This window comes from Paenarthrobacter sp. JL.01a (assembly GCF_025452095.1).
In the GTDB taxonomy this organism is placed as follows: Bacteria; Actinomycetota; Actinomycetes; order Actinomycetales; family Micrococcaceae; genus Arthrobacter.
This window is the reverse complement of the sequence record NZ_CP104877.1, coordinates 2,871,255-2,894,073: the sequence shown is the minus strand read 5'-3', so window position 1 is coordinate 2,894,073 and position 22,819 is coordinate 2,871,255. Positions and strand designations below refer to the sequence as shown.

Sequence of the window (22,819 nt, the reverse complement as noted above, 5' to 3'; positions counted from 1 at the left end):
AGGTGCAGTGGCAATCTTTACAGACCCCATCAGGGAACACGCTGATTTCGGGCCTGGAGATGCCGAATGGCTGCACCTCCTGGTTGGCGACTGGCAAATGGTCGCTGATCTGGCTTTCGCGGACCTGGCTCTTTGGTTTCCGCACCCCGAGTTTGGCTACATAGCCCTCGCCCACGTCCGTCCGTCGACATCGCATACGGTGTTCCACGCGGACTTCGTGGGCGAGGGCATTCGCTCGGACCTTCGTCCATTGGTGGAGAAGGCCTGGAACAGCAGGGCCATCGAACGCTCCAGCGAAACCAGTTGGAGCAGCGAGATGGCTCTGCGGGTTGAAGCAGTGCCCATGGTGCGCAACGGAAGAACTCTCGCCGTCGTGACCTCACACATGGACCTCTCCAGTTCCCGCATGCCCTCGAGGCTGGAACTGACTTATCGGCAGTGTGCCTACGATCTCCTGCGCATGGGGACCCTCGGGCTCTGGCCGGACTTTGCTTCCCCGACCGGCTCGCGTCGGGGCGCGCCCCGTGTCGGCGACGGACTGATCCGGCTCGATGCAGACGGCATCGTCCAATACGCAAGCCCGAACGGGGTCTCCGCGTTCCGCAGGCTCGGCGAAGTTGAGTCCCTGGAAGGCAGGTCGCTGGCGGAGGTCACCGCAGGTCTGCTGAAGGACCGCCGGATGGTGGATGAGACACTGCCCCTGGTAGTGACCGGTCGCATGCCCTGGCGAAGCGAGATCGAATCGAGGGGCGTCAGCCTGTCCCTGCGTGCCATCCCTTTGCGCGATGAACAACATCGGTTCGGCGCCTTGGTGCTGTGCCGCGACGTCTCCGAACTCAGGCGTCGGGAGATGGAACTTGTCACAAAGGACGCCACGATCCGCGAGATCCACCACCGGGTCAAGAACAACCTGCAAACGGTGGCCGCCCTCCTGCGTATGCAGTCACGGCGAATGGTCAGCGATGAGGCAAAGCAGGGCCTCGAACAAGCGATGCGGCGTGTGGCAACCATTGCACTGGTGCATGAGACCCTGTCCCAGGGCCTGACGCAGAGTGTCGATTTCGACGAGTTGATCGGGCGCCAATTCCGGCTTTCGGCGGAGGTGGCATCACCATCCCAACAGGTCAGAACTGAACGTTCAGGTCTATTCGGGGAATTGCCCAGTGATTTTGCCACCCCGTTGGCCTTGGTCATCAATGAACTCGTTACCAACGCCGTTGAGCACGGACTTGAGGGCCGCACAGGTACAGTGTGGCTTGTGGCGGACCGCGCTGAGGGAGACGGCAAGGACGAATTCCTGACAGTAACGATCGCCGACGACGGCGTCGGGCTGCCTGACGGACAATACACCGAAGGGTTGGGCTTGCAGATTGTCCGCACTTTGGTCACCAGCGAACTCGGAGGAACCATTCAGTGGAGCCCTCGGGAGGGCGGCGGGACAGCCGTGCAGATCGTACTGAATCTCGCACGCGCCTAGCCCGCCTGCACTGCCGGAGTTAAAAAGCAGAGGCCGCGGACCTGATGGTCCGCGGCCTCTTTCGCTGCTGCTTCTTAGGAGGCGCGACGTGCGCGTGCTGCGCGACGCTTGAGGGCGCGCCGTTCGTCTTCACTCATTCCGCCCCAGACGCCTGCATCCTGCCCGGACTCCAATGCCCACTGCAGGCAAGTGTCCACGACGGGGCAGCGGCGGCAAACGCTCTTGGCTTCCTCGATCTGGAGAAGTGCGGGTCCCGTGTTGCCGACTGGGAAGAAGAGCTCCGGGTCCTTGTCGAGGCAGGCTGCGCGATTACGCCAATCCATGCTGATCAGTCACTCCATTCGTGAGAACTAGAAAGGCCTTTTGTGAAAACATTCACGAGAGGCTCCAAAGGAAAGGGGCCCGCATGGGCCCCCTTGGTCGTCTGAGTCAAGCGTTTCATGTTAACGCCTTGTAAACAAGGGGTGTTAGTGGTCGAAATGCTCGGAATCCGTGAGCGATGCATCACATCAGCCGCCAGTGCCCTCACTGCTAGATGACTATGTCCGGTAGTGTGCCAGTGTGTCAAGACCTCCTGTAAACCCTGCCCAGCCACACTCCGGCCCTGATGGAAATGACGATTCCGACTGCCCAGGTCCGGGCAACGTCGGGACGTCGCGACCTCGCGGGATAGTCATTATTTCCATCGTCGTTGCCCTCGAAGCCACAGCCTTGCTCGCTGCTGCCGCTTGGTACGGTTTTGAACTCCTTACAGGTGCTCCCGTACTGACTTTTTGGGGAGCCGTCTTTACCTTGGTCCTGCTCCTGGCTTTCTCGGCCTGGCTGTTCGCGGTAGGGCATTTCCTGTTCCGGGGCTTCCGATGGACGCGCGCGGCTGCCTTGGTCGCCCAACTGTTCGTCCTCACCATTGGCTTCCCCACGATGACAGGTGGCCTTGTACTCCCTGGGTTGGCCATGATTGTTCCGGCACTGGCCGCGATCATCTTCCTCTTCCAGCGCGATGTCATCTCCTTTGCTTCGCGGGCGGGTGGCAGCACCGGCGCCCTGTGACCCAGCTGCTCCCGTGACGCAGCAGTTGCTGTCACTCTGGGGTCGGAAATCCGGCGGAAAGTACCCCTTGAAAGGGAATTGCTTCTCCTCGGTCAATGATGAAGCCCCTGCCCGGACGGCGGCCGGGGTCAGCGGGGAGCCGTACGCCCAGCAGCTCCCCATCAAGAGGGCTTCCGTGCGCCAGCAGCAAACCCATTCCTGACGCCTGCACTTCTTTGACCAAGGGAAGGTGGTGCAGGGCTGGACCGGGAGTGGCCGTCAAGATGATGCCGGCGACCTGGTCGGCCAAGGTGTCCAGAGCCCGTCGGCCCGTGGCGTCCAGGGAGTCGACGTCGTCCACCAACAAGACACTTTGCGGGTTGAGGTTTCCGTCGGCCGCCGCCGACGCCTTTGAAGCCCAGAAGGCTCCCGCAGCTGACCCGTCCGGAGGGAAAAGCCAAGGGATCTCCGGGTTCAAGCTCACCAGCGATCGGAGAACGGTGGTCTTGCCTGATCTTGGACTGCCGAGGACGATGCTGACGCCTCTTGTCTTCAGGGGGAACGCCGCCGGCGAAGCGTCGTCCCCGGCAACGCCGATCCACAGTGGCTCCGGGGTGTGGGGATCGAGCTGCAATTTTTCGTGGGGCGCACCGTCAGATGATGCACCGCCGCGTTCCGTCGCCGCGCTGGGTGCACCGCCGACGTAGCTGTCACCGCCAGCGCCCTGGAGCGTCGGCACTGGGGCATATCCGGAAGGTGGGGATGCGTCTTTGCGGCTCAGGAAATCTTCATGTGTCAGCAACAGGGGGAGCGGACGTAAACGAAACGGCGGTTCAGCTGCAGTGCGCTTCCCGAACGGCCACGTACCGGCCGCAGGTGCCTCTCTGAACTGCGCCGTCGCCGGCCGGGATTCGACAATGTTTCCCGAAACGAAAGCGCGCCCCGGGACGGCTTCCATTTCAGGCAAACGAGGCCAGTGGAAACGCGACTCCTCAGTGGTGCCCAGGGGGAAGTATGCGCGGTTTGGTATTGCCGCGAACAAGCGCGAGCTGACCAGTTCCCGTTCACCTGAGATCAACAACGTGATACCCAAGGGGCCTCCGTCCCTGGCGATGTCGTGGAGCATGCCCTCCGCCCACTCATAGGAGCCGCCTCGCAGCGCCGACATCCATGAACACCAGCCGGCGACAATCACCACAAGCGGCGAACGGTCATCAGGCAGATCCGGGGCTGCGCGCCTCGTCTCCATCTCAGCTGCCAACCGCGACAGGATCCGGGCCGCGAAGCCAAGTTGGTCCAAGCCTGCGTAAGCACCGATTTCTGGACCAGCTTCCACGTCGCACAGCAGCCGGTTTGCGTCCAGTATGTACAGGTGGGGTTGGGGTGCCTGGGTTGCCAGCATGGCGGCTACAGCCCGGAAACTATGGGTCATGCCGCTGGAGGGGCCGCCGACCATTGCGAGATGTCCGTGCGTGGCGGGCAACCAGTACAAGCAGTCCACGCGCTGCAGGGTGGGTTTGTCGAGGAGCGCAATGGGTCCCACCCGCCACGGCTCTGCAACGCTATCGGGCATCCCCGGCGGTTCCTCCACGAACGCAAGCCTGTCTTCCCAAGGGATGCGCTGCGGCAGCGGGGCGGCGATGGGGCTCCGGGGAGAGGGCTTGCCGAGGTAACCCCAGGCTTCACCTATGACAGACACGAGCCGTTCGACGCCCGTCTCCGTGTGGTTATCAACTTTCTCCATTCGGGGTACCCCACGCAAAGCACCCGGGGTAACGGTAGCGGGGGATTCACCGAGTGCTTGAGCAGCGGACTGAACCACTGGTCGAAGGGGGTCAACAATGCTGGCTGCCAATTCTGCAGAGCCTGAAGGTGCGGTGTCCGGATACAGGTAACTCAAAGACGCTGTCTGGAACTCCTGAGGCTCCTTGGCGGCCGTAGCAAGGAAGGCCCGGCCCGGGACATCAACGCCTATGGACGCAGCATCCTTGGAATTGATGATGTCCACGGATTCCATGTCCGACTGGACGCGAAGGGCGATGCTGGAGGTGACGTTGGCCCGGATGTCGGCGGTCAGCGCGCCCTGTGGTCTTTGCGTTGCCATCACCAGATGAATTCCCAACGAACGACCTATGGTGGCGATGCGCATGAGCTCGCGAAGGGCCGCCGGTGCCTCATCGACAAGAATGCGGAACTCGTCAATCACCAGAAACAGGTGCGCCAGTCCGACGCCTTCGGTACCAACCGATTTCTGGTAGTCAGCCAGGTCGGCTGCCCCCTGGACAGCGAAGAGCCCCTCCCGGTACTTGACTTCTCCCCGCAACGACTCCAGTGCGCGATCAATGTTCTGCCGGCTGAGATCGGTCAGCAAGCCCAGGCAATGCGGCAGCGAGGCCAAGGGACCCAGACCGGAACCGCCCTTGAAATCCAGGAACAGAAACGTCGCCTGTTCAGGCGGGACACTCAGGGCTATGGACGCAACGAGTGTCCTGAGGAGTTCCGACTTTCCTGAACCGGTGGTACCCGCAACCAGGAGGTGGGGACCGTCGCGCTTGAAGTTAAAGGTGAGCGGTCCATCGTGGCCTTCTCCCAGCACGGCTGTCACGCCGTCCTTCCAGGAGGCGGAGCGCCATCTGTTAAGGACCCGGCGGTGTCCGTACGGCAGTAGCGCGGCCAAGGAAGAACTACGCGGAAGCTCGCCTTCGCGGCGGCGCTCCGCCGTGCTGGCTGCTGCGGCGACGGTACGGCAGAAGAGGTCGAAAACATCGGCTGGGACGAGGTCGGGCACGAAGTCCAGGCGCTCGCCGTCGGACTCGAAGGATGCAGCTGTTCCGGAGGGCTCGATGGTGATGGTGCCCGCTGATGCTCCAGTTGCGCCCTGGCAATGCAGTACTTGCCAGTGGACGCGGTGGGCGGTTTGCACAGTTTTCCGTACGGCCTCATCGTCGTCGAAGGCAGGGCTTCCCATCACCACGAGCCGCCCATGGGGGTTATGCCTGAGTGTGTTCAAGGTGGCCAGGGCAGCTGTTGTGTTTGAAGCGAGCGTCACCTGGGGAAGGAACCGGGCGCTCAGCGGGAGCCTGCCGGTTGGTCCCAGGATGATGACCGGAGCGTCGGCTGAAGCCGGAAAACCGGCGAGCTGCATGAGCATGAATCGAAGCAGGCCTTCCACGTGCCCCTCGTCTCCGAGAATCGCAACGCTCCGATGCTCCGGATCCAGCGTCACGGGGCACGGGCCGAGCCGCGGCGGAGTGAAGTGGGGATCCTCCGGAACCACGCGGATATTCGCCGAAGATTCGGTGGTGCCCAGTCGTAACCAGACCGCGTGGTTCTCCAGTCGTGGTTCACCTTTGGAATCAGGCTGCGGAGTTGGATGAGCCCCACCCGTTTCGAATTCGTGGGCAGCGGGATCCTTGGCGAAGGCGGCGAGCATGATCTCAGCGGCGGAAGGGGCACGCCGGCGACGCCTGCCGGCATCGTCCTCGACCGCACGATCAAGGGCCCGCCGGTAATGCTGCCTGCCCTGCCTGCCCCGCATCAACGGGAGAAGTACACCGAGCGCCGATAGGGAAGTAAAGGCCAGATACATCCACATGCCGGTGGCCGCTGCGAGGCCTACGCCTGCAATCAAGGGCAGGCCGGCCGCCAGGGCAATGGTTGCACGATCCCCGTGGGTTCTTGTGCCGGGTACCTCAACAGGGTCTTTCACCGAACGGCCCGCATCCGTTGCGAGTACGGGAAAGTTGGTGCTGTCAGAGGAGAGGCTGAACGATGTTCGACCACAAACGATTGAGGAACGGGAGTTGACCAACAAGCGGCGGGTGGGGCGTCCGTCAACATAAACCGGATTCGATGCTGAGACGGCAGCTATCTCAAGTTGTTTCCCCGACACCTCCAGCACTGCGTGGTGCCTCGACATTGTTGGATCCGCTATTGAAATGTCTGCAGCAGCCCTGCCGATACCGTGCTGCCCCCGCGCAATCCGGAAGACGGATCCTGCACCCGGGCCGGTATGGACCAACAACATCAGTGGCAACGGTGGGTCGGGGGTCTGTGGCGGCGGGATCAAACCGTCCACCAAAACAGCTCCTGACACCAGGGGCGGCAGCCCGACAGTGAGCTTCGCAAGATCCTCCATGCCAACTCTGAGCGGGCCGGTATCGCGGGCTGCCTTGAGCAGATAAGCCAGGTGGGACCCAGACGTCCCGGGCGCCACGGCGATGGATAGTTCCTCCGGTCCTGCGGACGCGGCGGCACCGGGACCGCGAACCAGTGTGCACTCAAATCTCATGCTTTGTCTTCCCTTTCCACCACCATCGTTAGGGACGACCAAAGCGGACGGCAGCCTCGTTTGGGCTCTATGTGGACAACTTCGGCACCGCCATGGCAGATCCGGCCCTTGACGCCGCGGCTTTGTGTCTCGGCTAAGATGAAACTCGTTGTCGCGTGTGCTCAATGAGGAAGGACCTTCACCGGTGATAGTGGTTGCTGAGAGCGCCGATGTTTCAGACGAGGCGGTAATTGGTGATGGATCAAAGATCTGGCATCTGGCCCAAGTCCGCGAGCAGGCCGAACTAGGCGTCAATTGCATCGTTGGACGCGGGGCCTACATCGGCTCCGGAGTCAAGATGGGGGACAACTGCAAAGTCCAGAACTATGCACTTGTCTACGAGCCCGCGGAACTGGAGGCCGGGGTCTTCATTGGCCCCGCCGTAGTCCTGACGAACGACACCTACCCCCGGGCGGTTGCCCCGGACGGAACGTTGAAGAGTGCCCATGACTGGGAGCCAGTGGGCGTCACCATCCGTGAAGGCGCCTCCATTGGAGCCCGCGCTGTATGCGTTGCTCCCGTCACTATTGGCCGCTGGGCCACCGTGGCAGCGGGCGCCGTTGTGGCCAAGGACGTTCCGGATTTTGCTTTGATGGTCGGAGTGCCGGCCAAGCGCCATGGTTGGGTCGGCAAGGCCGGTTTCCCGCTGCAGCGCAGCGGCGATAACTGGGTATGCCCGGAAACCGGCGCCACATATGTTGAACAGAACGAGACCCTTCGAGAGGTAGAGGCATGAGCCCCGAATTCATTCCCCCCGCCAAGCCCATCATCGGTGATGATGAGCGCAAGGCAGTAGAGGCTGTTCTGGCCTCCGGCCAACTTGCACAGGGTTCGGAGGTTGCGTCCTTTGAACAGGAATTCTCGCAGGTCCTCCTTGACGGCCGGGCGGCCGTGGCAGTCAACTCAGGAACGTCCGGCTTGCACCTCGGGCTCCTTGCCGCAGGCATTGGTCCCGGCGACGAAGTCATTGTTCCGTCATTCACCTTTGCCGCTACAGCCAACTCCGTGGCATTGACGGGCGCAACCCCTGTCTTCGCCGATGTGGACATCAACCACTACACGCTGGATCCAGCTTCGGTCGAGTCGAAAATCACTGACCGGACGGCTGCCATCATGCCGGTTCACCTCTACGGCCACCCCTTTGATGTGGACGGAATCGGTGCAGTCGCTGCCAAGCACGGCGTAAAAGTCTTTGAAGACGCTGCCCAAGCCCACGGTGCCGCAGTCAACGGCCGCAAGGTGGGTACCTTCGGCGACTTTGCAATGTTCAGCCTGTACCCCACCAAGAACATGACTTCCGGCGAAGGCGGCATGGTCAGCACCGGTTTGGCCGACGTCGAACGGCGGCTTCGGTTGCTGCGGAACCAGGGCATGGAACGCCAGTACGAAAACGAGCTGGTTGGCTTCAACGCCCGCATGACCAACATCCACGCAGCGATTGGCCGCGTTCAGTTGACCAAGGTCGAGGGCTGGACGAAGACCCGTCAGGAAAACGCGGCGTTCTTCGATGCCAACATCGAAGGTGTCGTTACCCCGAAGGTTGTAGAGGGCTACGAGCACGTCTACCACCAGTACACCATCCGCATCGCCGAGGACCGTGATGGTTTCGCCAAGGCTCTGCGCGAGGAGTACAACGTGGGCTGCGGCGTGTACTACCCGATCCCGAACCACCGTCTCGCCCCGTTCCAGACCTCTGATGACCTGCCGGTCACCGAAGAAGCAGCATCCACCGTGCTGTCCCTTCCTGTGCACCCGTCGTTGAGCCAGGATGACCTGGACAGGATCGTTGCGGCTGTCAACGCTGTGGCAAAGGCAGGTAGCTAGTGGCTAATCTGCGCGCTGGCCTCATCGGACTCGGCATGATGGGACGACACCACGCACGCGTTATCCGCGAGCTTGACGGTGTCGACCTTGTTGCCGTTGCTGATTCCTTTGGGGACCCACACAACGTAGCCAGTGGCTTGGAGGTCTGCAGCTCCGTTGAGCAGCTCATCGGGAAGGGCATCGATATGGCTGTCGCAGCCGTGCCGACAATCCTGCACGAGGAAGTTGCCTTGCAGCTTGCCGAAGCCGGAGTGCACTGCCTGGTGGAAAAGCCCATCGCCAATGACTCGGTGTCGGGCCGTCGCATCGCCGAGGCTTTCGATGCCAAGGGCTTGATCGGTGCCGTGGGACATATTGAACGCTTCAACCCGTCCCTGCAGAGCCTCCGCGACCGCCTTGGCAATGGCGATCTCGGCGAGGTTTACCAGATCTCCACCCGCCGCCAGGGTCCCTTCCCCTCGCGGATCGCCGATGTTGGTGTGGTCAAGGACCTCGCGACCCACGACATCGACCTCACGGCATGGTTGGCTCAAAGCAACTTCGTCAACGTGGTGGCGCACACCACTTCCCGCAGCGGGCGCGAACACGAAGACATGGTCACAGCCATCGGGCACCTCAAGGATGGGGTCGTTACCAACCACATCGTCAACTGGCTCTCTCCCATGAAGGAACGCACCACTGTTGTTCTGGGCGAGCGCGGTGCGTTCATTGCAGACACGATTTCGGCGGACCTGACGTTTGTCGAGAACGGCACTTTCCAGACGGACTGGGACTCCATCGCGGCCTTCCGTGGCGTCTCCGAAGGTTCTTCGACCCGCTTTGCTCTGGCCAAGCGCGAACCGTTGAAGATGGAACACGAGGCCTTCCGCGATGCGGTCCTCGGCAAGTCCATGAACATTGTCACAATGGCCGAAGGGCTTGAGACCCTCCGCGTCGCTGAGGCCGTGCTCAAGTCGGCCGAAACCGGCGCCGTCGTCGCGCTTTAGCCGAAGGATACTTCGCACATTTGAACGGGAGGCTGGCGCTGGCCAAGCCTCCCGTTCGTTTTTCAGGTCAATCGCCGCCGTCCTTCCGCGCGCCCCCCGAATCGGGATTAGATCGTAACGTCGGGTAGCCTTGACCAGTAGACGTGGGCATTTCTGTGCCCGCACGCCAATACACAGGAGAGTTTGTGAACGCTGATCTCGTCGTCGTCGGCTCGGGTTTCTTTGGCCTGACCATTGCAGAACGCGCCGCTACCGAGTTGGGGCTGAAGGTTGCGGTGCTTGATCGCCGTCACCACATTGGTGGAAACGCCTACAGCGAGAACGAAGCAAAGACGGGAATCGAGGTGCACCGCTATGGAGCCCACCTCTTCCACACGTCCAACGAACGCGTTTGGGAGTACGTGAACCGGTTCACCAAGTTCACCAACTACCAGCACAAGGTGTACACCAGCCACAAGGGCGAGGTGTACCCCATGCCCATCAACTTGGGCACCATCAACCAGTTCTTCCGCTCGGCCATGAGCCCCTCGGAAGCGAAGGCGCTTATTGCCGAACAGGCCGGCGAACTTGCCGGAACGGATCCCCAGAACCTGAATGACAAGGGCATCCAGCTGATCGGACGCCCGCTGTACGAGGCGTTCATCAAGCACTACACGGGCAAGCAGTGGCAGACGGATCCCAAGGACCTGCCTGCGGAGATCATTTCCCGCCTTCCCGTGCGCTACAACTACGACAACCGCTACTTCAATGACACCCATGAAGGGCTGCCGGTTGACGGCTACACCGCCTGGATTGAGCGTATGGCGGATAACCCCAACATTGAAGTTGTCCTCAACACGGACTTCTTCGACGACGGCGAGTTCGGCCGCTCATCGGTCCTTGGCCAGGTGCCTGTTATCTACACCGGCCCGGTGGACCGCTACTTCGACTACGCCGAGGGAGACCTTTCCTGGCGCACGATCGACCTTGAGGAAGAGGTCCTGCCCATCGAGGACTTCCAGGGTTGTGCTGTTATGAACTACCCCGATGCCGAGGAAAAGTACACCCGCATCCACGAATTCCGCCACTTCCACCCCGAGCGCGACTACACCAAGGACGCCACGGTCATCATGCGCGAGTTCTCGCGTTTTGCTGAGAAGGGCGACGAGCCTTACTACCCCATCAACACCTCCGACGACCGCCAGAAGCTTCTCGCCTACCGCGATCTCGCCAAGGGTGAGAAATCGGTGCTGTTCGGTGGACGCCTTGGTACCTACAAGTACCTTGACATGCACATGGCCATCGGCTCGGCACTGTCAATGTACGACAACAAGATCAAGCCGCACTTCACCGGCGGCGCAAAGCTTGAAAGTGGGGGAGTGGACGCGTGACCGCCACAACAAATGAAAGCCAGGAGATCGCCATGACGGCTGCTACCGCCGCGGATGTTCCCGGTTCAACGGAAGAAAACCTGCGGATTGTTCAGCGGGTCATTTTCCCGGCGAACCGCGACCTTGACACCCTTCCCCTCTACGTGGACCCCGACACGAGCACGGTCCAGAAGGGCAGCCAGGGAAGCTCGGAAGTTCAGGCAGTAGGCATCGCCCGGCAGCTTCACCCCGAAGACATCCTTGACCGTGGTTCCGTCCAGGTCCGCCGCGGAGAACGTCTCTCATTCGGTTCCTACTTCAATGCCTTCCCTGCCAGCTACTGGCGTAAGTGGACGATTGCCACGAAGACCGTCCTCCACCTCGAAACCGAGGGCGAAGGAACCATCATCGTCTACCGCTCCAATGCCCGGGGAGCTTCCCAGCGCGTGGATTCCGTACTGGTTGAAGGGTCCGCTGCCAACGATTTCGAATTAACGCTGGCACCGTTTGGCGACGGCGGCTGGTACTGGTTCGACCTCATCGCCGGCGGCGAGGGTATGGCGCTGAAGAGCGCCCACTGGGCCGTGCCCGACGAGGGTCGCCCCCACGGCCGTGTCACCTTGGGTGTCACTACCTTCAACCGTGCGGACTACTGCCTGGAAACCATCAAGGCCATTGATGGCGACGCCGGCCTGCGGGAAATCCTTGCCGAACTGATCATCGTTGACCAAGGAAACAAGAAGGTCGCCGACGAAGCCGGCTTTGACGCCGTCGCTGAGTCCATGGGTGACCAGCTGCGGATCATCAACCAAGGCAACCTTGGCGGTTCGGGTGGTTTCGCCCGGAACATGTACGAGATGCTCGTGTCCGACAAGAGCGATTACGTCATGCTGCTCGATGACGACATCGAACTGGAGACAGAGGGCGTGATGCGCGCGGTAGCGTTCGCCGACCTCTGCAGGAAGCCGACCATTGTTGGCGGTCACATGTTCGACATGTACAACAAGTCGGTTCTGCACGCCTACTCCGAGGTGGTCAACTTCTACCGGTTCCTTTGGGGTCCGGTCGAAGGTCTGGGGAACCACGACTTCTCGCAGGCGGGTCTGCGCTCAACGCCGCAGCTGCACCGCCGCTGGGACGCCGACTACAACGGTTGGTGGATGTGCCTCATCCCCAAGGCCGTGGTTGAGACCATCGGGCTCTCACTGCCTGTGTTCATCAAATGGGACGACGCCGAGTACTCGCTTCGTGCCCGTGCCGCCGGCTTCCCGACTGTAACCCTTCCTGGTGCGGCGGTCTGGCACGTTTCCTGGGCCGATAAAGACGACTCCGTGGACTGGCAGGCGTACTACCACGAGCGGAACCGCCTCATCGCGACTCTCCTGCACTCGCCCTTCCCCAAGGGTGGTCGAATCCTCCGGGAGAGCCTCAACGCGGACATCAAGCACTTGGTCTCGATGCAGTACTACCCTGAGCAGGCCCGCGTTATGGCCCTGCGTGATGTCCTGGCCGGACCAGGCGATCTTCACAAGCAACTGCCCACCACCATGCCGAAGCTTCGTGCCATGCGTGATGAATTCCCGGACTCCCAGATCAAGACGGACCCTTCCGCCTTCCCGGAGGTCTTCCGGAAGCGTCCGCCGAAGAAGCCCCAGTCCTACAAGCAGCCCGGTGCCCTCGGCCTTCTTCCGTGGGCTGTCAAGACTGTCTTGAAGCAGACGCTGGCTCCTGTGCGTGACACCGCCAAGGCCAACCCGGAGGCCCAGGTGGCCCACCAGGACGGGAAATGGTGGAGCCTGGCGCATCTGGACAGCGCGGTGGTCTCGAACGCAGATGGCACCGGCGCATCCTGGCACCTGAGGGATCCCAAAATGGCCCGCCAACTGGTGGTTGAATCCGCCAAGCTGCACGCGCAGCTTTTCTCCAACTGGGAGACCCTCCGCACGCAGTACCGCGATGCACTTCCGGAGATTACCTCGATGGAATCCTGGCGCAAGACGTTCGAAGCATCGGAGCCTAACAAGTAGCAATGGCCACTTCCACTGATACATATGCTGTTCCGGGGGTAGGTGCCGGTCTGCTGGACGTTTACCGACGCCGGTACCTCCTGAAGTTGATTGTCCGTAAGGAACTCCGGGTCCGCTACCGTGGTTCGGTCCTCGGTCTGGCTTGGTCCTACGTCAAGCCCTTGGTCCAGTACGTGGTGCTGTTCTTCGCCCTGGGCATTGTGCTGCGTGTTGGGGACCAGATCCCCAATTACGCGCTGTACATGTTCTCCGGTGTCATCGTCATCAACTTTTTCTCCGAAGCGTTCTCGAACGCCACGCGCTCCATTGTTTCCAATGCTGCCTTGGTGAAGAAGATCTACTTGCCGCGCGAGCTCTTCCCGGTGGCATCGGTGTGGGTGGCCGCGGTTCACTTCCTGCCGCAGCTGGTGGTACTGCTTGCCGCTGCCCTGCTCACGGGCTGGCATCCGGATGTCTTCCAGCTCATCGGGGCGGCACTGGGCTTTGTCATCGTTGCCGTCACGGCTACTGGTCTTGGTTTGCTGGCCGGCGCCATCAACGTCTTTTTCAGGGACGCTGAGAACATCGTCGACATGCTGATGATGATCGTCACCTGGACCTCGCCCGTTCTGTACGACTGGACCATGATCCGGCGCCTGGCCCCGGAATGGGTGCTGGCGATCTATCAGCTGAATCCCATCACCGTAGCCGTTGAGCTCTTCCACTGGGCGTTCTGGTACCCCACCGTGAACCGACCCGTTGAATTGCCCCCGCACCTGATGTGGACGGGACTGCTCGGGTTCGGAATGGCTGCATTGTTCCTCATCATCGGCCAGCTTGTCTTCCGACGGCTTGAGGGCCACTTTGCGCAGGAGGTCTAAATGGGTGCTGCTGTAATAGTCAAGGACCTCAAGAAAACGTTCAACCTACGCCACTCGCACTCCTTGAAGGAGACACTCGTTTGGCTTGTTAAGGGACGCCGGGGAGACCTCACCAGGAAGTTTGATGCCCTCCATGACGTCAGCTTTGAAATCCAGCCGGGGGAGACCGTTGCCCTGCTGGGCTTCAACGGTTCCGGCAAATCAACGCTGCTGAAACTCATTTCCGGCGTTATTCTCCCTGACAAGGGCACGGTTCGCACCAAGGGCCGTGTAGCCGGGTTGATCGAGGTTGGCGCGGGGTTCCACCCGGACCTGTCCGGGCGCGAGAACGTTTTCCTGAACGCCGCCATCCTCGGCATGACGGAACAGGAGATCAACGAGAAGTTCGAGGACATTGTCGCCTTCTCCGAGATTGAACAGTTCATCGACACCGAGGTCAAGTTCTATTCCTCCGGTATGTTTTTGCGCCTTGCCTTTGCAGTGGCGGTGCATACCCAGCCGGATATCTTCCTCGTGGACGAAATCCTGGCCGTGGGCGATGAGCCGTTCCAGCGGAAGTGCCTGGCCAAGATCAAGCAGCTTTCCGACGAGGGCCGCACGCTCGTCGTGGTCAGCCACGACCTCGACATGATCTCCAGGATCTGTGACAGGGGAGTGGTGCTTTCCTCCGGCACGGTGCAGTTCGAAGGCCCTGCGGACGAAGCCGTGGCCTGGCTGCGGGAGCACTGAACCCCTAAGGGAGCCACAGCCACCCGAATCAAAAGGCCGTTGCGCCTCTGTTCACGCAGAGGCGCAACGGCCTTTTGTTGTCCACTTCCCCTTCCGGAAGGGGAGGCTGGAACCCCCAGCTTCATACATGCGAAAAGAGCGTCCACCCGTTGGGGTGGACGCTCTTATCCTGGCTACAGCCGTTCAGCGGGCTATACGGTGACCTTTTCGGCCGGTTGCTGGATTACCTGCCCGGCAGACTTCCCGCGGCGGTAGCGCCTTACGTAGTGGAACACGGTGAACAGCAGAATTCCGAACCACGCAGCAGCCTGTGCTGCCAGTCCCATGGTGAGTCCCGGCGTCGTGAAGGAGATGTCCACGGTCTTGGCACCCACGGGGAGGTCCACCATGATGACGCCGGCAGGGCCCTGGGTCAGTTGCTGCGTCTGGCCGTCTACCTTGACGGTGTAACCGGGCCAGGCGAGGCGGGCGAAGGTAAGCTTCCCGCCGCTCCCATTGCCAGACAACTGGACGTGCTCGTCATTACCGGTCCTCGTGGAGTCCTGGACTGTAATGCCGTCAGACACCCACGACACCGTCCCCGGGTGCGGCAAGGGGTTCTGGCGCTGGAGGATCGTCCGAGTCTCGTCCGATGCCACGATTGACCAGCCCGGTGCAATGTTCAGCTGATCCGGAGCGATCAGGGTCTTCTGGACGGCGACGGTCTCAACCTGGAGGACGTCGGCCAGAGTCGCGTTGATTTCCGGTGATGCCTGCTTGAACAACTCGGTGTAGGCCAGCGGGCACGTTTCACCGCGGTAGTTCATGCACAGGGCATTGACGTACGTAGTGAAGCTGATTCCGCTGTAGCGGCCCATGCTGTTGTTGACGTCGGCATTGAGGATCTGGTTGCCGTAGAGGAGGCGTCCCTCGGTGAATTCCTCACCAGTGATCTTCATGGTGTTGAAAATCTGGATGGTGTTGCCCTTGTAGTTGCTGGTCGAGTCCCGCAGGGTATCAGCATCCACGGGAGAGCCGATGCCGGCCACTGCGTTGTTGGGTACGAACTGCCGGGATTGCATGCCCAAGGTGGCGATGGTGCCGACGACCATCACGGCGGCAAGGCCACGGTATCCGAACCGCTTCCAACCCAGGACAGCAAGCGCGACAAGGACCAATGTCACGGCCAGCGTGAAGATCTGCCACTTGCCGCCCTCCGGCACCATGGACCACGCGCGGTAGGTGCCGAAGCCGAGAATGGCCACCGTGATGACCAGGCGCTTCTTCCAGGCAGTCGTTTTCAGGCCTGCCGATGCTACAACGGCCACCAGGACAATGACGCCAAGGTACACGTACTCGATAAGACGGATCGGCCAGCGGAAGACCAGAACCTGGGAAGGAGCAAACGTCAGGAGGAAGTAGATTCCCGTGATGATGTAGATGCTGAAGATCTGGCGGGACCGGTTGCGGAAGCTCCGGAAGTCAAGCCAAGGAAGCAACGGCAGGACGAACCAGGCCAGGTAGCTCGAGGGAACGTTGTCGATGGGGGCCCAGAAGTTGTTGATCCGGGGCCGCATGGAGGAGGTACTCATCGTCAACAGGGAAGACATGTCAGGCGAGAGGAACAGATCGTTGAGAATCTCGCTCTGCTGGCGCACTGTAACCGCGGAGCTCAGGGGCAACGGGAAGTACACCAGGACGGCGGTCAGACCAACCAGCGCGCCCACGATGACGATGGGAATCAGGCGACGCCAGTGCCGCATCAGCATCAGCTCGATGGCAACCGCAGCGAGAACCAGGATCACGCCGATAGCGCCATAGGGATTTCCCGCCGTCATGGTCATGAAGCCAAGAAGGAACGGCAGGAACGGTGAGGTGTTTCGACGGGCGTATCGGCGCACTGACCACCAGAAGACCGTGATCCAGGCGAACGCCATCAGGCCGCCCGGCCAACGGGCGGCCTCATAGAAGAGGGTAAAGCCGCTGAACGGAATGGCGACGCCGGCGGCAAGGGCCAGTGGCCTGTTGGAGCCGTAATCGCGGGCGAGCATGTAGGTGCCAAAGGCCAACAACGCGATGAACTGGACGATGATGAAATAGCTCGCCAGCGACAGGTTCTCGAAGTTGGAGACGATGACGGAGTTGACGATATTGACGGGGTTGAAGATTCCATAGCCCACTTCGGCAACAATGTTGCCGCCAACCCAGCCACCGGGTTCCATCAACGGGAACCGGCCGGAGCGGATCTCTTCACCCATGTGCCGCCACAGGGGAAGGAACGACTGCATCATGTCATCCCAGTAATAGAACGTGGGATTGAACAGCCTGGGAATGATGGAGGAGATAGCCGCGATGGCGGCGGTAACGATGCCCCAATGCCAGTCGTGCTGCATGAAATAGCGCCGCCTGGTGACCGGCTGGCGCTGGGCAGTGGCCCCGGAGGTTACTGCTGTCATGGTCGTACCTTGCTCCTTAGCGCGCGGCATAAGTTCGGATATTGCCCCGAAGAACGCCCGGGAATCATTGATTCCCGGGCGCGGGAAAGACCCACAGCATCAGCTGGGCTCTGAGGTGCTTTCTCCGGGTGATTTGGAAGCTGACTGTTGGCGCCACCGGAAGTGCACAAAGGCGATGCCGACGCAGAGCAGGTCTGCGACGGTGAACATGATCCGGGACAGCGCGGCAATTGCCGTTGCAGCACCGGCCGTCATCATGCCGGCCAATGCGAGGATGAGGATGGCCTCCCGCGCTCCCACGCCGGCGGGAAGCAGGAACGCGAGCACGCCCAAGGTCATCCCGAGCGCCAGGGCTCCTGTGAGGACCAGGAATGTAGCGAGATCCAGGGTTGCCTCGTGACCGACCAGGATCCACAAGTGCAGGCCGTAGCAGAGGTACATGAGGACGCCGAGAATGAAGGCCTTGACCATGGTGTTCGCCTGGATGCGCTCAGGCAGCGGCGGCCGACGGAACACCTTGAGCACGAGGTTGACCAGGAAGGTCACAACGTTCGGGTTCATCGCCAGGATGACGACGGGCAGGATCACGTACAGCCACTGCAGGTTGGGCTCGCGCTGGACGAGGATCGGCAGCGCTGAAGCTCCGACCACCAATGCCGCGCCGATGGTGATGCCGGTGCTCACCAGCGAGGCCACGAAGACCTGGGCCCTTGCGATGCCGTTCTTTCGGCCGAGCTCCATCTGGAGGACGAATGCCCACACGGAACCGGGAAGGTACTTGCCGATCTGGCCAACGAGGTAGATCTGGTTAAGGACCAAACCCTGCGGCTCGACGTCCACCGCCTTGAGCAGGCTGGACATGACGACCCGCCACATGTACATGCCGAGAAGAACACCCGGAATGAGGGCCAGCAGGGAAAGCAGGACCTGCCACCATTCCAGCGCAAAGACCGTGGCTTGGACCTGGGGCCATTGGACCGCAATGAAATAGACAGCAGCGGCAAAGACGATGACCACGAGGGCGCGCCGGGCAAAATCCACCAGCTTGGCTTTGGTGGATTTCGCGGGCGGCTGTTCCACGTTCACGTCGTTCTCGTTTGACGGGGTTTCTGCGATGGATCCTGTCATGAGGCGTGGGTCCCAGCGCTGGGGGCGGCTGCGAGTTCATTTTTCCGGCGGCGCATGGCCACCAGGCCTTTGAACATCTTGACGACGTCGGCAGTCCGGATGGTGGTTTCGCCGGGTTCGTCGTCGGGGGCCAAAGTGACGGGAACTTCCACGATGTCGAATCCCTGCTTTTCAGCGGCGTAGACGACCTGGGTGCTGAAGAGGAAACCGGGATCGTCAAAACGATGCACCATGCTCCGCAACCAGCCGCCGTCGACGATCAGCGTGCCCTGGGAATCGCCAACCTTGGATCCAAGAATCACCTGTCGAAGTGTCTTGAATCCGAAGGTGGTCAGTCCCCGCAGGGGGCTGCGCTGGATGTTCGAATTCTTGTGCGCCTTGGAACCGATGACCACGTGCGGCTTGGGGGTGAGCTTTGCATCTTCATCAAGATCATCCGTCCCGAAGGGGAGATCGTCCGCGGTCAGGAGGACGCGTCGACCGGAGCTGGCTTCAATGCCTTTCCGGTATGCGTTGCCCATCCCTTTTTCGCTTTGGAGAACATGGAACGTGACGTTCGGAGTGTCCACCGCGTGCTCACGGGCAACCTGAAGTGTGTTGTCGGAAGATCCGTTCTCCACGATGATGATCTCGGAGTTGCCACTGGTTAGATAGCCGGAAAGGCGCGCCATGGTTGCCGCCAATATCCGTTCTCCGTTATAGACCGGGATCACAACGGAGAGATCCGGTTGGCCTGCCTGGTCGAAAGTCAAGACTCTCCTCGGTAGTTCCTGCCGACGAATTCTTGACGCCAGCCGCAGCCCGCAACGCTGGCGTCACGAGGTCCTTGCAAACCCTCAGTCTAGTTCATGAGTGCAAACGTTCCGTGGAAGCACGGATGCGCTCACGGAACCCAGCCACGGAAAGGGGTGCACCGGATATTCTCCGATGCACCCCTCGAAACGGCAAGCCGGCGGTTCAGTCCACTAGGGGAGCGACGTGAATCCTTGCCATCCTGTTCCTACTTGACCCCAGGCCAGCCACCCACCGGTGCCGTTGCCTGGGTAGAGCCACAGATTGCCATTGGCATCCCTGGCCAGGACATCGGCCTTGCCGTTGCCATTGAAATCGCCTGGGCCGAGGAGTGCCGTCATGCCACCCCAGCCGCTGCCGATCTGGGTGCGGGTGCCCCAGCCGCCGGTGCCATTGCCCGGATAGAGCCAGAGGGCGCCGCCGGTATCCCGGGCGATCACATCAGTCTTGCCATCACCGTTGAAATCGCCGGTGCTGAAGATGGCATTCATGACGTTCCAGCCGGCCCCGACCTGTGTTGCCCCTGCGGTGAACTTACCCAGACCGTCGCCCTTGTAGAGCCACAGCACCCCTGATGCATCCCTTGCCAGAAGGTCGGACTTGCCGTCTCCACTGAAGTCGCCGGGAGCGACGATTGCCGTCATTCCACTCCAACCACTTCCCACGGACACAGCCGGCTGCCAACCGCCTGTTCCATTGCCTTTGAAGAGCCACAGTTGTCCGGCGGCATCCCGGGCGAAGACATCGCTGCGTCCATCTCCACTGAAGTCCTTGGTGGGAATGATCAGGTTGTAGTTGTTCCAGGAGGTACCAGTGTTGACCTTGCCCAGCCAACCGCCTGTGCCGTTGCCCGGGTAGAGCCACAGTGTTCCGGCCGCATCGCGGGCCAGGACGTCATTCTTGGCATCTGAGTTGTAGTCCTTCCAGGTATTGGCGGGGGCCGGAGGCACGGTGTAGGTCTGCGAGGCGACCGCCGATTGGTTTCCTGCGGTGTCGACGGCAAAGTACTTCACCGTGGTGGTTGCCGTGGGCGTGATCGTCACCGTCGTCGTTCCAACCTGGCTGTTCACAGTCGGGGTGGAATTATCGGTGGTGTAGTAGATCTTTGCCCCGGCCTCAGTAGTCAGCGTGACGCTTTGTCCCAGGGTGATGTTGCCGCCCTGGGGGCTGGCCGTGACAGTCGGCGCAACGTTGTCCAACACGTACACCTGTGTCTGTGGCGCAGAGGCGTTGTTCGACGCATCCACCGCCATGTACTTGAGCGTCTTGCTGCCCATCGCGATGGGGGCGGTGTAAAGCGTGCTGGCCGTAGTGGGTGTGCTGCCATCTTCCGTGTAGTAGATCTTCGCGCCGGCTTCATTGGCCGTGAGCGTGATCTTGCTCGACGGGCCGTAGGTGCCGGCGACGGGATCCGCCGTCACGGTCGGTGGTGTTGTATCAGCGACGAAGACCGTGAAGTTCACACCGGCCACCGTCGTGTTCCCCGCAGCGTCCCGGGCTTCAACTTCGAACCTGTTCGGACCGTTGGCGATGTCGGCGTAAACCTTGGGGGAGGTGCAGGCCGTGAAGGCATCTGTCCCCAGCCGACAGCGGAACCCGGTTACGTCCGGTGAAGTGGAAGCGAACTGGAACTGGTATCCGGCACCGACTGTGGCGCCACTGGCCGGAGCCGTGATTGCCACCTGCGGAGCCGTGAGGTCCGCTGTCACGTTCAAGGAAGCAGCAGGGCCGACGTTGCCGGCGGCATCCGTGCTCCTGATGCGCAGGGTGTGCGCACCTTCTGTGGTCAGCGTGAAGGTGTCACCCGGTACGCACGCCTTGAAATCAGCGTCCGCCGTGGAATCAACCGAGCAACTCAGCGTGGTTCCGGCTTCGAAGGTCGCACCGAGTACCGGCTTCCCGTTCACTACCTGTCCGCTGTTTGGCGCGGTGAAGACAGGCGCGGCAGGGGCCACGGTGTCCACGGTAAACGTCCGCGAAACAGGAACGCCTCCCGGAGCCGGCCGTACTGAGAACGTCTGCGGTCCGTTTGCCAGGACAGCTGAGGTGTACGTGCCACTGGTGCAATCCGTCCAGGCCCCACCGACGGAGCATTCCAGAGCGCTTCCGCTCGGATCCGCGCTGACACCAAACGTCGGTGTTGTGTCGTTGGTGTACGCGGGATTAGGCGACTGCGCCCCACTTGCCAGCGTCGGGCCGGAGGTGATCTGGGCTACGACTCCGCCCAGGAGGCTCATCTTGCCTTGGCCGGTAGCCGGTGTCGCGTTCAGCTGACCGGGATCGTCCAATACCAGCAACTGGCCACCACGCATGCCGAGGCCGCTGATCTTGCTGAAGCCCAAAGCCCAGGAGTTGTCGACAACCCCGGTGTCCAGATTCAGTCGTGAGACCTTGTCCTTTCCAGCATCGGCCGCAGTGGTCCCGGTGCTGGTGCCCGTGTAGATGATGTGGGCATCGTAGTCGTAGTAGATCGACGAGGCGACGCCAACGTTGTAGGACGCCAGCGGCACATAGTTGGTCATGTCGCCGTCGTCCGGGGCCGAAAAGGCCCGAAGTCCGGTGGTTTCCAGCACGTAGACGCTGACGTGACCGTTGCTGTCCCAGCCCGCGGCCACCAGGCCCAGGGCCTTGGTAGTGACCGAGGCGATGGTTTCGATGCTCGGGTGCTTGATGGTCGGATCAACGATCTTGATGATCGAGCGCGCATTCGCAAAGGAAAGGTAGATGTTGCCGTCGGGTCCGTCGCTGACGGCGTTCGGCCGGACATCGCCATCCAGGATGGAGAGCGTGCTGCTGTACTCGAAACGGTTAAGGGAAGGACTCCATTCGGCGCGTACCAAATGCGAGCTTCCCACCGAGGCGTCAGGAATGAACGCTATCTCGTCACCGCTGCCCACCTTGGCGGGCGTGGGATCGTAGATGCTGGCCACTCCGGGCACCTTTGCACCTTGCCCCGATCCGGGCAGGCTACCGCCCAGGCAGGTGTCCTTTTCTACGGTGCCGGGTTGTCCGTTGGTTGGCTCGGACATGCGGCAGAAGCCGGCGACACTGTCCGAAACCCATACTTTGCCGACGGGATCCACGACTGTGCCGGCAGCCTTGGTAAGACCAGTGCCGACCACTTGGCGCTGTTGGTCGGCGAAGGCCGGGGTGCTGGAGACGACGGCGGTCATTCCGGCAACGGCCAAAGCCGCTGCCGCCACCAATGTTGTCAGTTTCCTGCCGCGGAGCCGGCCTGGGGTGAAGACTCGGGCTGTGGACTGTTCCATCACGCCACTTCCTTCAGCCACTTGGTCAGGACTGCCGACTGAGGCGCCATGGGGGCCAGCGTCAGTGCGCCTTTGACGATCGGCGCCCCACCGAGCCCGTACAGCGCGGTACTGATGGTGGGGGGATTGCTGCGGGTGCATGCCTTGACTATTGCCAGGCAGATATCCGCCCGGTTACCGGAGGCCCCGGCTTCAATCGCGACGTTGACGGCAGCGTTTTCCTCGGCTTCAAGGACCTGGGGCTGCGGGCCGACGTAGGCAACCCGGACGTCGGCGAATTTCTTGTACTGGGTATTCGCCCAGACTTCCGGAAGGCTTGACAGGACCGCGAGCGAGTTTCCATCCGCCCCACGACAGTCAAACTTGTACCTTTTTACCGGTTCCGGTCTTTCGCGACGAGGAGTGTCGGCATCGCCGGCATTCGTTACGCCCAGCCGGAACGGCTCAACTTTTTGCGTGGCTTGGACAGAGCAGCCCGTAAGAACGAGACCGGCAAGGCCAAATTGGACGACAGCGCGTCTTGGCATATCCACCGAGGGATCCCCACTTCATTCGGATGCTCCCCAGCTCCGCATGCAGTTGGA

General features: G+C 61.5%; 16 protein-coding genes. 9 read left to right on the top strand and 7 right to left on the bottom strand.

The window, feature by feature from the left end; translation table 11 throughout:
* The first annotated feature begins 7 nt into the window (after positions 1–7).
* Positions 8–1,477, top strand: a complete 1,470-nt coding sequence (locus tag N5P29_RS13595; protein ID WP_144659795.1) for a sensor histidine kinase — start codon at positions 8–10, stop codon at positions 1,475–1,477.
* A 74-nt stretch (positions 1,478–1,551) separates the two neighbouring features.
* On the opposite strand, the gene N5P29_RS13590 is transcribed toward N5P29_RS13595, so the two are convergent.
* On the bottom strand, positions 1,552–1,800 hold the full coding sequence (locus tag N5P29_RS13590; protein ID WP_003804966.1) for a WhiB family transcriptional regulator: 249 nt from the start codon (positions 1,798–1,800) through the stop codon (positions 1,552–1,554).
* A 238-nt stretch (positions 1,801–2,038) separates the two neighbouring features.
* Between N5P29_RS13590 and N5P29_RS13585 the strand changes: the two genes are divergently transcribed.
* Positions 2,039–2,527 (top strand): hypothetical protein, encoded by a 489-nt coding sequence (locus N5P29_RS13585; RefSeq protein WP_262275422.1) that lies wholly within the window; start codon positions 2,039–2,041, stop codon positions 2,525–2,527.
* 31 nt (positions 2,528–2,558) lie between these two features.
* On the opposite strand, the gene N5P29_RS13580 is transcribed toward N5P29_RS13585, so the two are convergent.
* The gene (locus tag N5P29_RS13580) at positions 2,559–6,797 is read right to left on the bottom strand and encodes an FtsK/SpoIIIE domain-containing protein (RefSeq protein WP_262275421.1); all 4,239 of its coding nucleotides are present in this window, start codon (positions 6,795–6,797) and stop codon (positions 2,559–2,561) included.
* A 157-nt stretch (positions 6,798–6,954) separates the two neighbouring features.
* On the opposite strand from N5P29_RS13580, the gene N5P29_RS13575 reads away from it, so the two are divergent.
* From N5P29_RS13575 to N5P29_RS13545, 7 genes are all read left to right on the top strand, one after another.
* Entirely contained in the window at positions 6,955–7,572 is a 618-nt protein-coding gene (locus N5P29_RS13575; RefSeq protein ID WP_373458764.1) for an acyltransferase, read from the top strand.
* The gene (locus N5P29_RS13570) at positions 7,569–8,660 is read left to right on the top strand and encodes a DegT/DnrJ/EryC1/StrS family aminotransferase (protein WP_262275419.1); all 1,092 of its coding nucleotides are present in this window, start codon (positions 7,569–7,571) and stop codon (positions 8,658–8,660) included. Before N5P29_RS13575 ends, N5P29_RS13570 begins: the two co-directional genes overlap by 4 nt.
* Entirely contained in the window at positions 8,660–9,646 is a 987-nt protein-coding gene (locus N5P29_RS13565) for a Gfo/Idh/MocA family protein (protein ID WP_262275418.1), read from the top strand. Before N5P29_RS13570 ends, N5P29_RS13565 begins: the two co-directional genes overlap by 1 nt.
* 185 nt (positions 9,647–9,831) lie before the next feature.
* The gene (gene glf / locus N5P29_RS13560; protein WP_262275417.1) at positions 9,832–11,016 is read left to right on the top strand and encodes a UDP-galactopyranose mutase; all 1,185 of its coding nucleotides are present in this window, start codon (positions 9,832–9,834) and stop codon (positions 11,014–11,016) included.
* Positions 11,013–13,022, top strand: coding sequence for a glycosyltransferase (locus N5P29_RS13555; protein ID WP_262275416.1), 2,010 nt, complete (start codon positions 11,013–11,015; stop codon positions 13,020–13,022). Before glf ends, N5P29_RS13555 begins: the two co-directional genes overlap by 4 nt.
* A 2-nt stretch (positions 13,023–13,024) precedes the next feature.
* Complete coding sequence (locus tag N5P29_RS13550; protein ID WP_144659803.1) at positions 13,025–13,882, top strand: ABC transporter permease; 858 nt, start codon at positions 13,025–13,027, stop codon at positions 13,880–13,882.
* Positions 13,883–14,611 (top strand): ABC transporter ATP-binding protein, encoded by a 729-nt coding sequence (locus tag N5P29_RS13545; protein ID WP_144659804.1) that lies wholly within the window; start codon positions 13,883–13,885, stop codon positions 14,609–14,611.
* Positions 14,612–14,802: 191 nt separating this feature from the next.
* Here the strand turns inward: N5P29_RS13545 and N5P29_RS13540 are convergent, their stop codons facing one another.
* From N5P29_RS13540 to N5P29_RS13520, 5 genes are all read right to left on the bottom strand, one after another.
* Complete coding sequence (locus tag N5P29_RS13540) at positions 14,803–17,046, bottom strand: glycosyltransferase family protein (protein ID WP_262275415.1); 2,244 nt, start codon at positions 17,044–17,046, stop codon at positions 14,803–14,805.
* Positions 17,047–17,145: 99 nt separating this feature from the next.
* A complete protein-coding gene (locus tag N5P29_RS13535; RefSeq protein ID WP_262275414.1) occupies positions 17,146–18,174 on the bottom strand; it encodes a lysylphosphatidylglycerol synthase domain-containing protein in 1,029 nt (342 codons plus the stop codon).
* Positions 18,171–18,926, bottom strand: coding sequence for a glycosyltransferase (locus tag N5P29_RS13530; protein ID WP_262275413.1), 756 nt, complete (start codon positions 18,924–18,926; stop codon positions 18,171–18,173). Before N5P29_RS13530 ends, N5P29_RS13535 begins: the two co-directional genes overlap by 4 nt.
* Positions 18,927–19,139: 213 nt before the next feature.
* Complete coding sequence (locus N5P29_RS13525) at positions 19,140–22,235, bottom strand: chitobiase/beta-hexosaminidase C-terminal domain-containing protein (protein ID WP_262278586.1); 3,096 nt, start codon at positions 22,233–22,235, stop codon at positions 19,140–19,142.
* Positions 22,235–22,762, bottom strand: coding sequence for a hypothetical protein (locus N5P29_RS13520; RefSeq protein WP_262278585.1), 528 nt, complete (start codon positions 22,760–22,762; stop codon positions 22,235–22,237). The genes N5P29_RS13525 and N5P29_RS13520 overlap by 1 nt, the downstream gene beginning before the upstream one ends.
* Between the last annotated feature and the right edge of the window lie 57 nt (positions 22,763–22,819).

What these genes read in the sequence shown, in the direction of transcription:
- N5P29_RS13550 (WP_144659803.1), top strand. Translation starts at nt 13,025, where the DNA reads ATGGCCACTTCCACTGATACATATGCTGTTCCGGGGGTAGGTGCCGGT.
- N5P29_RS13590 (WP_003804966.1), bottom strand. Translation starts at nt 1,800, where the DNA reads ATGGATTGGCGTAATCGCGCAGCCTGCCTCGACAAGGACCCGGAGCTC.
- N5P29_RS13535 (WP_262275414.1), bottom strand. Translation starts at nt 18,174, where the DNA reads ATGACAGGATCCATCGCAGAAACCCCGTCAAACGAGAACGACGTGAAC.
- N5P29_RS13570 (WP_262275419.1), top strand. Translation starts at nt 7,569, where the DNA reads ATGAGCCCCGAATTCATTCCCCCCGCCAAGCCCATCATCGGTGATGAT.
- N5P29_RS13520 (WP_262278585.1), bottom strand. Translation starts at nt 22,762, where the DNA reads ATGCCAAGACGCGCTGTCGTCCAATTTGGCCTTGCCGGTCTCGTTCTT.
- N5P29_RS13525 (WP_262278586.1), bottom strand. Translation starts at nt 22,235, where the DNA reads ATGGAACAGTCCACAGCCCGAGTCTTCACCCCAGGCCGGCTCCGCGGC.
- N5P29_RS13545 (WP_144659804.1), top strand. Translation starts at nt 13,883, where the DNA reads ATGGGTGCTGCTGTAATAGTCAAGGACCTCAAGAAAACGTTCAACCTA.
- N5P29_RS13580 (WP_262275421.1), bottom strand. Translation starts at nt 6,797, where the DNA reads ATGAGATTTGAGTGCACACTGGTTCGCGGTCCCGGTGCCGCCGCGTCC.
- N5P29_RS13540 (WP_262275415.1), bottom strand. Translation starts at nt 17,046, where the DNA reads ATGACAGCAGTAACCTCCGGGGCCACTGCCCAGCGCCAGCCGGTCACC.